Annotated in this window: 14 protein-coding genes; 8 read left to right on the top strand and 6 right to left on the bottom strand. The window is 70.7% G+C overall.

Going from position 1 to position 13,409, the window contains the following annotated elements; genetic code table 11:
- Positions 1-138: 138 nt before the first annotated feature.
- Positions 139-1,146, top strand: coding sequence for a polyphosphate kinase 2 (ppk2, locus tag AB0I38_RS08410; RefSeq protein ID WP_358464161.1), 1,008 nt, complete (start codon positions 139-141; stop codon positions 1,144-1,146).
- A gap of 4 nt (positions 1,147-1,150) precedes the next feature.
- Here the strand turns inward: ppk2 and AB0I38_RS08415 are convergent, their stop codons facing one another.
- The 5 genes from AB0I38_RS08415 to AB0I38_RS08435 form a co-directional block, all read right to left on the bottom strand.
- Positions 1,151-1,516: a hypothetical protein gene (locus tag AB0I38_RS08415; RefSeq protein ID WP_358463999.1), complete on the bottom strand. Its 366-nt coding sequence runs from the start codon at positions 1,514-1,516 to the stop codon at positions 1,151-1,153.
- A gap of 138 nt (positions 1,517-1,654) precedes the next feature.
- A complete protein-coding gene (locus AB0I38_RS08420) occupies positions 1,655-1,984 on the bottom strand; it encodes a putative quinol monooxygenase (RefSeq protein WP_358464002.1) in 330 nt (109 codons plus the stop codon).
- A 114-nt stretch (positions 1,985-2,098) separates the two neighbouring features.
- The gene (locus AB0I38_RS08425) at positions 2,099-5,659 is read right to left on the bottom strand and encodes a serine/threonine-protein kinase (protein WP_358464005.1); all 3,561 of its coding nucleotides are present in this window, start codon (positions 5,657-5,659) and stop codon (positions 2,099-2,101) included.
- Between the two features lie 79 nt (positions 5,660-5,738).
- Entirely contained in the window at positions 5,739-6,176 is a 438-nt protein-coding gene (locus tag AB0I38_RS08430; RefSeq protein WP_358464008.1) for a YybH family protein, read from the bottom strand.
- A gap of 31 nt (positions 6,177-6,207) precedes the next feature.
- The gene (locus tag AB0I38_RS08435) at positions 6,208-6,672 is read right to left on the bottom strand and encodes an SRPBCC family protein (protein WP_358464011.1); all 465 of its coding nucleotides are present in this window, start codon (positions 6,670-6,672) and stop codon (positions 6,208-6,210) included.
- A gap of 154 nt (positions 6,673-6,826) precedes the next feature.
- Between AB0I38_RS08435 and tnpA the strand changes: the two genes are divergently transcribed.
- The gene (tnpA, locus tag AB0I38_RS08440) at positions 6,827-7,246 is read left to right on the top strand and encodes an IS200/IS605 family transposase (RefSeq protein WP_358464014.1); all 420 of its coding nucleotides are present in this window, start codon (positions 6,827-6,829) and stop codon (positions 7,244-7,246) included.
- The gene (locus tag AB0I38_RS08445; RefSeq protein ID WP_358464017.1) at positions 7,239-8,423 is read left to right on the top strand and encodes an RNA-guided endonuclease InsQ/TnpB family protein; all 1,185 of its coding nucleotides are present in this window, start codon (positions 7,239-7,241) and stop codon (positions 8,421-8,423) included. Before tnpA ends, AB0I38_RS08445 begins: the two co-directional genes overlap by 8 nt.
- A 32-nt stretch (positions 8,424-8,455) precedes the next feature.
- On the opposite strand, the gene AB0I38_RS08450 is transcribed toward AB0I38_RS08445, so the two are convergent.
- Positions 8,456-8,821 (bottom strand): ArsR/SmtB family transcription factor, encoded by a 366-nt coding sequence (locus AB0I38_RS08450; protein WP_358464020.1) that lies wholly within the window; start codon positions 8,819-8,821, stop codon positions 8,456-8,458.
- A gap of 668 nt (positions 8,822-9,489) precedes the next feature.
- On the opposite strand from AB0I38_RS08450, the gene AB0I38_RS08455 reads away from it, so the two are divergent.
- From AB0I38_RS08455 to AB0I38_RS08475, 5 genes are all read left to right on the top strand, one after another.
- Entirely contained in the window at positions 9,490-10,131 is a 642-nt protein-coding gene (locus tag AB0I38_RS08455) for an SPFH domain-containing protein (RefSeq protein ID WP_358464022.1), read from the top strand.
- Positions 10,132-10,180: 49 nt separating this feature from the next.
- On the top strand, positions 10,181-10,639 hold the full coding sequence (locus AB0I38_RS08460; RefSeq protein WP_358464025.1) for a CBS domain-containing protein: 459 nt from the start codon (positions 10,181-10,183) through the stop codon (positions 10,637-10,639).
- A gap of 266 nt (positions 10,640-10,905) precedes the next feature.
- Complete coding sequence (locus AB0I38_RS08465) at positions 10,906-12,192, top strand: ArsB/NhaD family transporter (protein WP_358464028.1); 1,287 nt, start codon at positions 10,906-10,908, stop codon at positions 12,190-12,192.
- A gap of 41 nt (positions 12,193-12,233) precedes the next feature.
- Positions 12,234-12,521 carry a hypothetical protein gene (locus tag AB0I38_RS08470; protein ID WP_358464031.1) on the top strand — a complete coding sequence of 96 codons (288 nt, stop codon included), beginning with the start codon at positions 12,234-12,236 and terminating at the stop codon, positions 12,519-12,521.
- Positions 12,522-12,687: 166 nt separating this feature from the next.
- Entirely contained in the window at positions 12,688-13,305 is a 618-nt protein-coding gene (locus tag AB0I38_RS08475) for a pyridoxamine 5'-phosphate oxidase family protein (RefSeq protein ID WP_358464034.1), read from the top strand.
- The last annotated feature ends 104 nt before the right edge of the window (positions 13,306-13,409 follow it).

Genomic DNA, 13,409 nt, shown 5'->3' on the forward strand with positions numbered 1-13,409 from the left:
GACGACGGCGAACGAGACCGGCCGAGATCGACACCGGCCGCCCGGCGAATTTCGGAGAGGCCGGTCCCGAGGGCGCACCGCCTGGCGGGTTGGGGGTGTCGAGCCCGGCGGCAGGGGTAGGCGGGCGGCGTGGACAACATGGACAACGGCACGGGCCAGGGCGAAGAGCTGCTGATCACCAGCATGGACGGCGCGACGGCGGCGGCCCCGGCCGAGCTGCTCGACGACCTTTCCGACCTTCGGGTGATCGACGACGATGACGACGACCCGGTCCTGGTCGACCTCGACGGCCGTCCGTACGACACCTGGCGCGAGCACTATCCCTACCGGAGCCGGATGGACCGCGCCGAGTACGACCGGACCAAGCGGCTGCTGCAGATCGAGCTGGTGAAGCTGCAGTACTGGATCAAGGACACCGGTGTCCGGCTCGTGGTGCTGTTCGAGGGGCGTGACGCGGCGGGCAAGGGCGGCACGATCAAGCGGTTCCAGCAGCATCTGAACCCCCGGGGCGCGGCCGTGGTGGCGCTGGACAAGCCCAGCGAACGCGAGAGCACCCAGTGGTACTTCCAGCGCTACATCGCCCACCTGCCCGCGGCGGGGGAGATGGTCTTCTTCGATCGCTCCTGGTACAACCGCGCCGGGGTCGAGCGGGTGATGGAATTCTGCACTCCGCCCGAATATCTGGAGTTCCTGCGTCAGGCGCCGCTGTTCGAGCAGATGCTCGTCGAGGACGGCATCCAGCTGGTCAAGTTCTATTTCTCGGTCTCGCGCGGCGAGCAGCTCACCCGCTTCGTCATCCGGTCGATCGACCCGGTCCGGCGCTGGAAGCTGTCGCGGATGGACCTGGCGTCCCGCCAGAAATGGGACGAGTACACCGACGCCAAGGAGGACATGTTCCAGCACACCGACACCGGCTACGCGCCCTGGACGGTGATCAAGAGCAACGACAAGAAACGCGCCCGCGTCGAGGCGATCCGTCACGTGCTGAGCCTGTTCGACTACGAGGGCAAGAACCACGAAGTGGTCGGAGTGCCCGATCCGCTCATCGTGCGTACGGCCGCCGACGTCCTCGACGAGGACCGCGACTCCTACCCCGGCCAGCCGGGTAGCGGCCGAAGAGGCGGCGTGCGACCTCACGCGGGGTGAGCCGTCAGGAGTGGACGGCGCGGATCTCCGTCACGGTGAAGTCGTCGACGACGTGCCGGTTCTGCAGGAGGAACCCGACCACGCCCGCCACCGCCTCCGCGCCCAGGCCAGCCCGCACCTGCCCGCTCAGCAGGTAGACCAGGGGAGTCGACGGCTGATCGAGCGCGAAACGGCGGCCGTGGCGGTGGACGTCCTGCAACGCCCTGATCGGGATGGGCCGCTTGGTGGTGAACCAGGCCGCGACCTCCCACAGCGGCAACTCCGGATCGGCCTCGGCGGAGGCGTCGTAGCAGGTGACGCAGCCGTGCCCGGCGTGCTGGCCGTGCGGGCAGATCCACTGGGCGAGGTCGGCGGCGCTCAGGGTGCTCAAGATCGCCGCCTTGGTCACGCGGCGGCGCACGCGTGGTGGCGGGTCCTCGAACGGGTAGTTGTCGCTGACGATGATCGGATCCCTTCGCGCCCATGTGCCGAGACCTTCGAGCCTAACCCCGAGCCACGGGGGAGCGGTCTACCGCTCCGGCACCGCCATCTCGCCGAGGAGCGACCAGTCGTCCTGCGGGACGTTGACGTTGACGATGCGCGGCGTCTCGGCCAGGTGGGGCGGGAGGGTCCGGCGGGCTTCGGCGAAGTGCTCGGACCCGACGTGCGCGGCCCCCGCCTCGTCATCGCGGAACGCCTCGACCAGGACGTACACGTCCGGCTCCTCGACGCTGCGCGACCAGTCGAACCACAGGCATCCGGGCTCGGCGCGGGTCGCCCCGGTGAACTCGGCGGTGATCTCGGGCCACCGGTCGGCATGCTGCGGGAGGACGCGGAACCTCGCGGTGATGAAGATCATTGACACACTCCTCCGGCTCGGCATACGCCCATGCTTGTCGACGAGATGAGGCTGTCGACGAGATGAGGCTAACGCATGCCATCGTCCCTTTCGGGGAGGTGGCGACGGCCGCGCTCAGCCGCAGACCGGCTGGTAGGCCAGGTCGGCTCCCACGTGCTCGCGCCACTCCTCGCGGGTCAGCGCGCGTCCCGCCCGCGCGCACACCTCCGAGGCCGCTCGCGCCGGATCGACCGGCAACTCCTGTACGGTCCCGTCGCGCCCCACCACGTGCAGCAGGGCGCCGTCCGGCGAGAACGCGAGGGCGGGCACGGGCTCGTCCGAGTCCCGCGGATCGGACAGGTCGGTGGTGACGGTGCGGCCGGCGCCGAGCTGGCGTCCCGCTGCCACGTCGAACAGTGTGACCCTGTTGTCGTGCGCCACCGCCAGGATCCGCCCGTCAGGGGAGAACCTGGCGCCCAGCACGTCTCCCGGCAGCCTGAACACCCGTCCGGTGGTCCGCCAGGTGCGGCTGTCCCACAGCGCCACCGCCCTGGTGCCGTACGGCGAGGCGGCCAGGCCGCCCTTGGGCGCGAGCGCCATCCACCCGCGCGCGAGCGTGCCCGGCCCTTCGGACCGGGGGAGCGGCTTCCGCGAGATCAGGTCGATGACGTCGGCGCCCGCCGGGTCGGCGGTGACGAGGAACCGGCCGTCGGCGCTGAAGGACAGCGCGCCTCCCGCGACCGGGCCGAACCGCATCACCTGCTCGCGCCGCGCCAGATCGATGACGACGACCTCACCGCGCCCGTAGAGGTCGTTGGGCAGGGTGTGGCTGACGGCGAGCAGCCGGTTGTCGGGGCTGATCTCCATGGCCGCCCGCTCGGTCTCGGAGCTCAGTGGAACACGGCCCAGCGCGCGCCCGGTGGTGGCGTCCCAGAGCGTGACGCCCTCGGTGTGGTCGTCCCAGCGGCTGGTGACGACCGTCCGCCCGTCGGGGCTGACCAGCATGATCGGGCCGCCGTCCTTGGCGATGTCGACGCGCGGTCCCGTCTCGCTGAGGCCGGGCAGCGACCACCTGCGCACGGTGCCGCCGGTCCGGGCGAACAGGGCGTCCACTCCGGCGGTGAACCGCTTGTCCCGGGCCCCGGCCGGCAGGACGAGCGGCGGCCGGGTCTGCCGGCTGATGTCGTACGTGGTCACCCGCCCTGATTCGTCCAGGAGGCTCAGCGTCCGGTTCTCCGGATCCAGGCGCGGCGGGCCGGTCAGCGTGGACGCGATCGTCAGCCGCAGCAGCGGGGCCCCGTCGTCCAGCCGCCACAGCGACAGCCGGCCGCCCGCGTCCCTGCCGGAGGTGATCAGGAACCGGCCGTCGTCGCTGAAGGCGGCGTCGCTGACATCGCCGGGGAACACCCGCTCGGCCCGCTTGCCGGTGAAGAGGTTCCACAACTCCGTCCTCGTCCCCTCGCCCACGGCGGCCAGGGAGCCGTCGGGGCTGAACGCGAGGACCGGGCCGGGCAGGGGCTCGGGCAGCCGCCTGCCCGCGAGCCCCTTCTCGTCAGGGAAACCCCGCAGCGAGGTCTCCGACCGCTCGGCCACGATCTCGACGGAGCCGAAGCGGTCACCCGGCCCGAGCCGTGCGTCGCTCAGCTCGGCCTGCCTCATCTCCAGGCTCCGCCGCGCCACGTTCCACAGCCCGACGTACGGGCCGCCGAGGTTCTGGCGGACGACGAGATAGCCGCCGCCGGGGCTGAACTCCAGACTGCCGGGGAGGCCGGCCGGCAATCCGGACCCCTCCGGCACGTACCTGCCCGCGCCCAGCCGGGCGCCGGTGCGCAGGCTCCACAGGGCGACCGTGCCCTGCCTGGCGAGCGCGAGCGTGTCGCCGTCCGGGCCGAGCGCGGCGGTGAAGGGGCCCTCGCCGACCCCGCCGAACGTCCTGACCGCACGCCCCGTCCGCACGTCATAGGCGGTCACCCGACCGGCGCCCGCGCTGACCAGCGTCCGGCCGTCGGCGCTCAGCGCCCGCCCGCCGTTGGCGGGCGCCGGATCCGTGAAGACCCGCTGCTCCTGCTGGGCGAGGGAGCTCAGCACCGCCGCTCCCGCCTCGGGCACCGGCGCGATGCGGTGGGCCGCGACGCTGAGCAGCATCGCCTTCACCGGATCGGTCCCGCGCAGCGCGTCGGCCTGGAGCGCGACCCGTCTGGCCGCGGCCCTCGCGCGCTCCTCGGCCAGGCTGGCGTCGCTCGCGTCGCTCCTGAGCGACTGCTGCCACGCGAGGCCGCCCGCGGTGAGCGTCACGGCGAGCATGGCCGCGACGCCGGTCGTGAGCAGACGCCGCCGCCTGGTCCGCCGCGCCGACCTGGCTTGGCTCGCCTCCACGAACTCCTTCTCCGTCACGTTCAGCGTCAGCCGCGTCGCGCTCGCCCAGGACAGCGCCTGACGCAGGGCCGCACCCTGGAGGAGATCCTCGGGATGGCGGCCGCCGCCGGCCCAGCGCCGGGCGGCCTCGCCGAGCTCCCGGTGGCGGCCGAGCCCCTCGCGGTCGCTGTTCACCCACTCATGCAGCCGGGGCCAGGCGTAGAGCAGGGCGGCCCTGGTGAGGGTGATGGTGTCGTCCTGGCGCCGGATCAGCGTGGCCTGCTCGAACGCGGCGAGCACCCGTCCGGCGGCGGGATGCGGGGTCTCGACCAGCTCGTCCACCGTCGCGCGGCGCGGCGTCTCGTCGCCGTCGCTCACGTCGACCAGCCGCAGCAGCAGGTCGCGGGCCACGTCGCGGTCGGTGGCCGGCAGCGCCGCGTAGACCTCCTCGGCCACCGTGCCCAGCGCGGGTTCGGCGGCGAGTTCGCGCGGCGGCCGTACGCTCGCCGCGGCCTCAGCCCCCTCGGCGAGCACCGGGTGGCCGCCACCGCCGAGGAGGGTCAGCAGGAGCCGCTCGGCGGAGGGACGAGCGGCGGGGTCCTTCGAGAGCGTCGCACCCACCAGTTCGCGTAACCCCTCGGGCAGGGCGCCGAGGCAGGGATCGTGATTGAGCACCCGGTTGATCACCGCGATCGTCGTCGGACCGGCGAACGCGTCACGGCCCGTCGCGGCGAAGTAGACCACCGCTCCCCAGGCGAACACGTCCGCCGCCGCCTCGGCCCGGCCGCCGGAGAACAACTCGGGCGCCATGTACATCGGGGTGCCGGTCAGCTCGCCGGTCGAGGTCATCGACAGGCCCGCGGCGCGGGCGATGCCGAAATCGATCACTCGGGGCCCGTCGTGCCCGAGCAGGACGTTCTCCGGCTTCAGGTCGCGGTGCACCACCCCGGCCTGGTGGATGGCGGTCAGCGCGGTGCCCACGCCGACGGCCAGCCGGTGCAGCGCGTCCGGGTCCAGCGCGGGCCGTTCCGTCACCGCCCGGCGCAGGCTCGGGCCCGGCACGAACTCGGTGACGATGTACGGGCGCTCGCCCTCCAGATCGTGGTCCAGGATGCGGGCCGTGCAGAAGGACGCCACCCGCTGGGCGGCGCTCACCTCCCGGGTGAAGCGGCGGCGCAGCGGGGAGTCACCCGCCAGGTAGGCGTGCAGCACCTTGACCGCCACCCGGTTGGCCGCCCGGTCGTAGCCCTCGTAGACGACGCCCTGACCGCCCGAGCCCAGCCTGCTCGCCAGCCGGTAGCCGCCCAGCCTCGACGGGTCCCCCGGGCGCAAGTCGTCCATGCTCATGATCCCTTGGACGGCCCGTCGCCCCGAGAGGTTCGGGCGGACGCCGACTCGACCGGCGGGCGTGACCGCTCGATCAGCGATCCGGCCGCAGGTCGGTGGCCGCCCGGCCGGTCTCCGAGTCGACCGGGTAGGAGACGTGCTGGTGGATCATCTTCCACTCGCCGTCGATCCGCTGGAACACCCGGGTGCCGCGCGACCAGATCTCGACCGGTTCCCCGCCGGGCTCCTGGGCGCGCATGCGGTTGAGCCCCCAGCTGACGGCGATGTCGTCGCGGACCATGACGTGCAGGTCGGGGATGTCCCAGCGGAGCCGGCCGCGCATCACGTCGAAGCCCTGACGGCAGCTCTCGCGGATGGCGGGCGCGCCCGTATAGACGAGCGGGGCGTCGTGCTCGTACGAGACGGCGTCGTCGGCGATCTTCGTCATCACGGCGTCGAGATCCTTCGCGGCGGCGTCCCTGAACCACTCCTCGAAGTACTCACGGATCTCCTGCTCGGCGGTCTTGCTCATATCGGTCACTCCTCGTGGTCGTCGGTCGTGGTCAGGAGGTGGTCAGGTGGTGGTCGAGGTTGACGAAGCACTCCCGCCAGCCCTCGGTGTTGCCGTCGCGCATGGCCGCCGAGTCGAAGCCGGTCTGCTCGAAGGTCATCTCCGTCTTGGAGCCGTGCTCGGCGAGGGCGACGGTCACCAGCGTCTCGGGGCCGGTGCGCCCGTCGTCGCCCTGCTGGGTGAGGGTGAAGACCAGTCTTTCGGGCCGCACCACCTCGCGGAACTCGCCGTACTCGCGGTGCCCCTCTCCAGAGGCGGACTGGAACCGTACGTGCCATCGCCCGCCGGGACGGGCGTCGACCGCGCAGTCGGTGACGGTGAACCCGTCCGGCGCGAACCAGGCGGCGACCTCCTCGGCCTGGGTCCAGGTGCGGAAGACCAGCTCGCGCGGAGCGTCGAAGAGCCGGACGATCGAGATGGGGCGGGCTGTGTGGCCTTCGGCGTGAGTGGACGCCATCAGGCTCTCCCGAGGGGACCGTCGCCTTGAGGCGAGGGGGGAATCGGGAGCGGGAGGGCTGTCAAGGCCCGAGTGTGCAGTGACCCGCATGGTCTGCGCATCAGAGATCTCCGTTCACCGTATGTTAGATGGGTGGCGCTGTTATAATGATCGCGTGACTCGTAAGGTACGCACTTCTCCCGGTGCGGCGTATGACCTCGGGTACCACGTGGTGTGGTGCCCGAAGTATCGCCGCCCGGTCCTTGGCGGCCGTGTGAAGGACCGCCTTGAGGAGTTGATCCGTGCCAAGGCCGATGAGCACGGTTGGGAGATCGTGACGCTTGAGGTGATGCCGGAGCACGTGCATCTGTTCGTCAAGCCCCACCCGAAGAACTCGCCGTCGTATGTGGCCAACCAGTTCAAGGGCTTCACCTCCCACCACCTGCGCGCCGAGTTCGGGCACCTGCGCTCCCAACTGCCCACACTGTGGTCACGGTCCTACTTCGTGGCCACGGCCGGCGCGGTGTCGGCCGAGACGGTGCAGCGCTATATCGACACGCAGTACGAGCGACCCAAAGGCGGTGGCCGTGCGTAGGTCGTACAAGTTCCTGCTCCGTCCCACGAGCAAGCAGGCCGCCACGCTCGCGGCATGCCTGGAAGACCACCGGCAGATCTACAACGCCGCCCTGGAGCACCGCCGCACCGCCTACGCCAAGGCCGGGGCGAGCATCCGTTACGGCGACCAGTCGGCCGAGTTGAAGCACATTCGCGGCGACGACCCCGACGGGCAGGGCCACTGGAGCTTCTCCTCCCAGCAGGCCACCCTGCGCCGCCTCGACAAGGCGTTCCGCGCGTTCTTCGACCGGGTCAAGGCCGGGCGTACCCCGGGTTTTCCCCGGTTCAAGGGCCGGGGCTGGTTCGACACGGTCGAGTGGCCCAAGGACGGCGACGGCTGCCGGTGGGACTCTCAGCCCGAGCACCCGGCCGCGACGTTCGTGCGGTTGCAGGGCATCGGGCATGTCCGGGTGCACCAGCACCGGCCGGTCAGGGGCCGGGTGAAGACGATCAGTGTGAAGCGGGAGGGCCGCCGCTGGTACGTGGTGCTGTCGTGTGACGATGTGCCCGCCGAGCCGCTGCCCCCCGCGGGCGCGGTGGCCGGGATCGACATGGGCGTCGCCTCGCTTGTCACCACCAGCGACGGCGCACACGTGGCCGGCCCGCGCCACCTCGCCGCGACCGCCGATCGCCTCGCGACGGCGCAGCGCGACCTCGCGCGCAAGAAGCGGGGCTCCAAGCGTCGCCACAAGGCGGTGACCCGTGTCGCCGCGCTGCACGCCAAGGTCCGGCGGCAACGCCTCGACCACGCGCACAAAGCCGCGCTCGCGCTGGTCCGCGACTACGACATGATCGTGCACGAGGACCTGCGGATCGCGAACATGGCCCGCTCGGCGTCCGGCACGATCGAGGCCCCCGGCCGCAACGTCACCGCCAAGGCCGGTCTCAACCGTTCGATCCTGGATGCGGGTTGGGGGGTGTTCCTGACGATCCTGTCGCACAAGGCTGAAAGCGCCGGTCGCAAGCTGATCGCAGTGAACCCGGCCGGCACCTCCCGCACGTGCGCCCGCTGTGGGCACTGCGCGAAGGAGAACCGCGTCACCCAAGCCTCGTTCGTCTGTACGGCGTGTGAACATGCCGCGCACGCCGACGTGAACGCGGCGGTCAACATCCTCAGGGCGGGGCTTGCCCTTCGCGACGCTGCGCAAGCGGCTTAGCGAGAAGCCGCTCCCTTCAGGGAGCGGAGGAGTCACCAGGCTCTCCTTTCGCTGGTGGGAGACGTGCTGATGGGGGAGTCGTCTTCGCGCGGCCGGGTGAGCCGCTCGTCGAGCCGGTCGAAGCGGTCCTGCCAGACCTGCCGGTAGGAGTCGAGCCACGCGTCGACGTCGACGAGGGGCTGCACGCGGATCCGGCTGGGCCGTCGCTGTGCGTCGCGGCCCCGGGTGATCAGACCCGCGGACTCCAGGACGGCGATGTGCTTGGACACGGCCCGCGGCGTCATGGAGAACGGTTCGGCGAGCTCCGTGACCGACGCGTCGCCGTCGAGGAGGCGGGCGAGGATCGCGCGCCGCGTCGGGTCGGCGAGGGCCGCGAAGACCGTGCTGAGCGCGTCCATGCGAACCTCCAAGTTCCGGAACTAGTCAGTACTATAAGCGGCTACTTAATAAATAGGCAAGGGGTGGCCCAGCGGGCCGCCACATCGTCGGGGGCGGCCACGGCCTTCCCGCCGGCTGACTACGCGCGAGTGACGTCTCAGCATGTGGACGATCCTCAGCGACAGCGGCCCCGACCTGGCCGGATACAGCCTGGGCCCCGGCTCGCCCGAGCTGCAGGCGGGCGTGCTGGGCAGTTGCGTCACGCGGAGGTCGAACAGGTGTGCCCCATTCTCAACCTGATCAGGAACCCGGTGGAGATCCGCGGCTCGGTGGTCCGGGCCGTCGCGGCGGCCTGAAGGGCGCGAACGCGCAATTTGAAGATTCCGGGTGCGTCCGGGGCCGCGGCCGCTCGCGGGGACGTACGCTCTTGGGATATCTGACGGCGGCCGGAGCGCGAGACGTGCCCCGGCCGGGCACAGGGCCCCCGGTCGTCCCCGAGGCCCGTCGCGGTGACCGATGATCTCCCGCGCGGCCCGATTCGGTGACGCACATCACCGTCGAGCGCTCTCACCTGGCGTTTTTACATGGTTCACCCCCGCCTAGATGGGTGTCAGGCCCAATGGTGGGATCCTCCCGCTTTGACCAGACTGGAGGCACACACAGCCAGGACCGCGGGAGGGAGACGTCAATGGCCGTGCCTCTGAACGGCGCGTGGACGCCGCTCCCGGCGCACGCGTACGCCATCCCCGGTGATCCGATCACGTGGGTCATCGTGCTCGTTCTGCTGCTCGCCGTCCTGGCCGTCTCCTGGGTCCGCGTCGTCCCCGCCGGAGAGCGGCTCGCCGTCTTCCGGCTCGGCCGCTTCGCGGGGATCAAAGGCCCGGGTGTCGTCGTGGTGCCGACGGGCGTCGCCCGCGCCGTGCCGATCCCGATGCGGCCCATGCACGTGGACCTGCTGTGGGTGGAAGCCACCACCAGGGACCAGGTGAGGGTCACGGTCAACGGGGTCGCCGTCGCGTCGGTGAGCGACCCCGTCGCCTACGCGGTCGCCGACGACACCTCCGCCGCCGCCACCAGCGCCGCCGCCGAGACCGAGATCCGCCGGTACGTCGCCGAACGAGACCTGGCGGAGCTGTCCATACCCGACGACGGCGACGCGCGGGACCTGGCCGCGAGGATCAGTCGCCGGACCGCCGACTGGGGCATCGAAGTGAGCCTGGTCGAGCTCTCCCGCGTCGAGATCCCGGTCAGGGCCGACCTGATCCGCTGGGCCGAGAACTACCCGTGCGGCACGTGCCGTCCGGCCGGGGGGCGAAATGACCACGCATGAGAAGGCACAGTCCCGACCGAAACCCGATCGAGCCTCGAAAGAAGGTGTCATGCAGGCACGCGATATCGCCGTACAACTCCCGACGGTGACTGTGCACGACCCGGTCGCCAAAGCGGTGCGGGTGATGGCGATGGGCGGTCTGCCCGGGTTGATCGTCGTCGACGACAAGGGCCGGCCCCGGATGGTGCTGCCCGGCACCCAGGTGCTGCGGATGGCGGTGCCCGGCGCGTTCCAGGAGGACCCGGCGCTGGCCAGGACCATCGACGAGGCCCACGCCGACCTGTTCTGGCAGGCGCTGGGCAACCTCACCGTGGGCAACTGTCTGCCACGCCAGCAGGTCGCCCCGGTCACGGTGAAACCGGAGGCGACGCTGCTGGAGGTCGCGGCCCTGATGGCCCGCCTGCGCAGCCCTCTGGTCGCCGTGGTGGACCGGACCGGAGTGCTGGCCGGGGCGATCACCCTGGACCGGCTGCTGACGAGCCTGGCCCTGCCGGACCTTGACGACTGAAGGCCCCCGAGAACTTTTTTCCTACGTGATCGGCCGCCGCGCGGCTGCGTCGGCGTGCCCATCCGAGGCCTGTGCCTGAACCGCCCGGGCCGGTTGAAGTTTCAGCCCGGATTGAGACGCCCACCGTACGGAGGTCTGACTGTGTCTGAATATCGTCTGGCGATGCCCTTGCGGCATTCCTTGATGCGAGAAGTGTCCGGTTCCTGTGTCCGTTCCACGATGCCTGTTCTCGCCAAGGTGCGTACCGGCCCGCCGGGGCGTGGCCGATGAGCGCGATCATCTCGCTGGCCATTTTCGCGGTGGCGTTCTTCTTCATCGCCACCGAAAAAGTGAACAAGGTCAAAGTGGTGCTCATCGCCGCCGGGGCCATGCTCGTCCTCGGGCTGGCGCCCGGTGCGGACGTGTTCTACTCGGAGCACGAGGGCATCGACTGGAACGTCATCTTCCTGCTGCTCGGCATGATGATCATCGTCGGGATCATCAAACAGACGGGTGTCTTCGACTATCTGGCGATCTGGGCCGCGAAGAAGTCCAAAGGGCGGCCGTACCGGCTGATGGTGATGCTGATGATCATCACCGCCGTCGCCTCACCGTTCCTGGACAACGTCACCACGATCATGCTGGTCGCGCCGGTGACGATCGTCGTCTGTGAACGACTTGACGTGCCGGCGCAGCCGTACCTGATCGCCGAGGTCCTCGCGTCGAACATCGGCGGCGCCGCCACCCTGATCGGCGACCCGCCCAACATCATCATCGGTAGCCGGGCCGGGCTGACGTTCAACGACTTCCTCATCCACATGACGCCGATCGTCGTCGTGGTCTTCGTGGTGTTCGTGTTGCTGACGCGGGTGATGTTCCGCAAGTCGTTCCGCTACAACCCGGACCGCGTGGCCGAGGTGATGGCGCTGCAGGAGAAGCGCGCGATCACCGACCCGCGCCTGCTCGTGCGCTGCCTGGTCGTGCTGGCCCTGGTCATCGTCGGGTTCGGACTGCACTCCGTGGTGCACGTCGAGCCGTCGATCGTCGCCCTGGTCGGCGCCGGAGTGATGATCCTCGTGTCGCGCGTCGAGGTCTCGGATAGCTTGAGCGAGGTCGAGTGGCCGACGCTGGTGTTCTTCGTGGGCCTGTTCGTCATGGTCGCCGGGCTGGTGAACACCGGGGTCATCTCCACGGTGGGCGACTGGGCCGTGAACGCGGTCGGCGACAACTTCTTCGGCGCCGCCACCTCGCTGCTGTTCGGCTCGGCCGTGCTGGGCGCCTTCTTCGACAACATCCCGTACGCCGCCACGATGGCGCCGATCGTCGAAGGACTGGTGGCCCAGGCTCCGGACCCGGTCACCGGGCAGGCGCTGTGGTGGTCCTTCGCCCTGGGCGCCGACTTCGGCGGCAACGGCACCGCGGTCGCCGCCAGCGCCAACGTGGTGGCCATCGGCATCGCCGCCCGGGCCGGTCACCGCATCTCGTTCTGGCAGTTCACCAAGTACGGAATCATCGTCACGATTCTCAGCTCGGTGATGGCCTGGATCTACGTCTACCTGCGCTACTTCATGTGAGTCCGGACCCGGCCCACGACATCGATTGGAGGTCAACCCATATGGACATCACCCACTCCACCGCCCCCGGCATCGGAGTCGTCCATCACGTCCACACCCAGGAAGGGCACGTGCTCTCCGTCGTCCATCACCACGACGGACGGCGCACCCTGCTCGTCTACGACTCCACCCCTGACGCCGCCGACCCCGACCGCCCGGCGAAGGCGATCGACCTGGACGGCGGCGAAGCCGACCAGGTGGCCGATCTGCTGCACAGCCGGTCCGTCGCCGAGCGGCTGGCCGCCATCGAACGGGCGCTGGCGGGCCGCTCCGACGGCCGGCTCAGGTAGGCGGCGGAAGCGGGCAGGCCGAACCTGCCCGCTTCCGGGCGTCCAGCGGCGGATCCGGACGGTGCCTCATCCTGCCCGGCGTCGGCGGGTGGTGGAGCGGCCGGGCGGAACCGGCTACTAACGTGGGCCACGGGAGTGTCGTCGTGCCGCGGAGATGGAGTGCCAGATGTCGGACAACGGATTCACCGCCGGAGGGCTCGGGCCTGGGATCGCGGAGCGGCGGGCGGCGCTGGGCCTGACGCGGGAGGCCCTGGCGGAGCGGGCGGGCGTCCCGGTCGCGCACGTCGAGTGTATGGAAGAGCCCGAGCTGGCCGCCAAACTGGCGCGGGCACTGGAGACGCTGGCCGAGGAGCAGGGCGCGAAGCCGCCCAGGCCGGAGCTGGTGAAGCTCGATCCGGAGGAGTGCCTGCGGCTGATCTCGCCGGGCGGGATCGGGCGGATCGGCTACTACGGCCGCTTCGGCCCCACGGTGCTTCCGGTCAACTACCGGGTGTACGACGGGGCGATCGCCATCCGCACCGTCGCGGGCGGCGCGACCGACGAGGACCTCCGCACCGGGCTCAAGGGAGTGGAGTACCAGGTGGCGTTCGAGGTGGACCGGTTCGACGAGTTCACGCGCACCGGCTGGAGTGTGCTCGTCCGGGGCTCGTTGCACCACGTCACCGACGACGAGCTGGCCGCGGCGGCGTCCGCCGAGGTGGAGCCGTGGGCGGGCGGCGATCGCCGGCGTTATCTCCGGATCACGCCGGCCCACGTGACGGGACGCCGCATCGTGACCGGTTGAGCGCGCCTGACCCGGCCTGATCGGCTTTGGGGCGTGCCACCCCCGGCTTGATCGGTGTTGAGCGTGCCCGCCCCTGGCCTGATCGGCTTTGAGCGTGCCCGCCC

This window comes from Nonomuraea cavernae (assembly GCF_040655715.1).
GTDB lineage: Bacteria > Actinomycetota > Actinomycetes > Streptosporangiales > Streptosporangiaceae > Nonomuraea > Nonomuraea cavernae_A.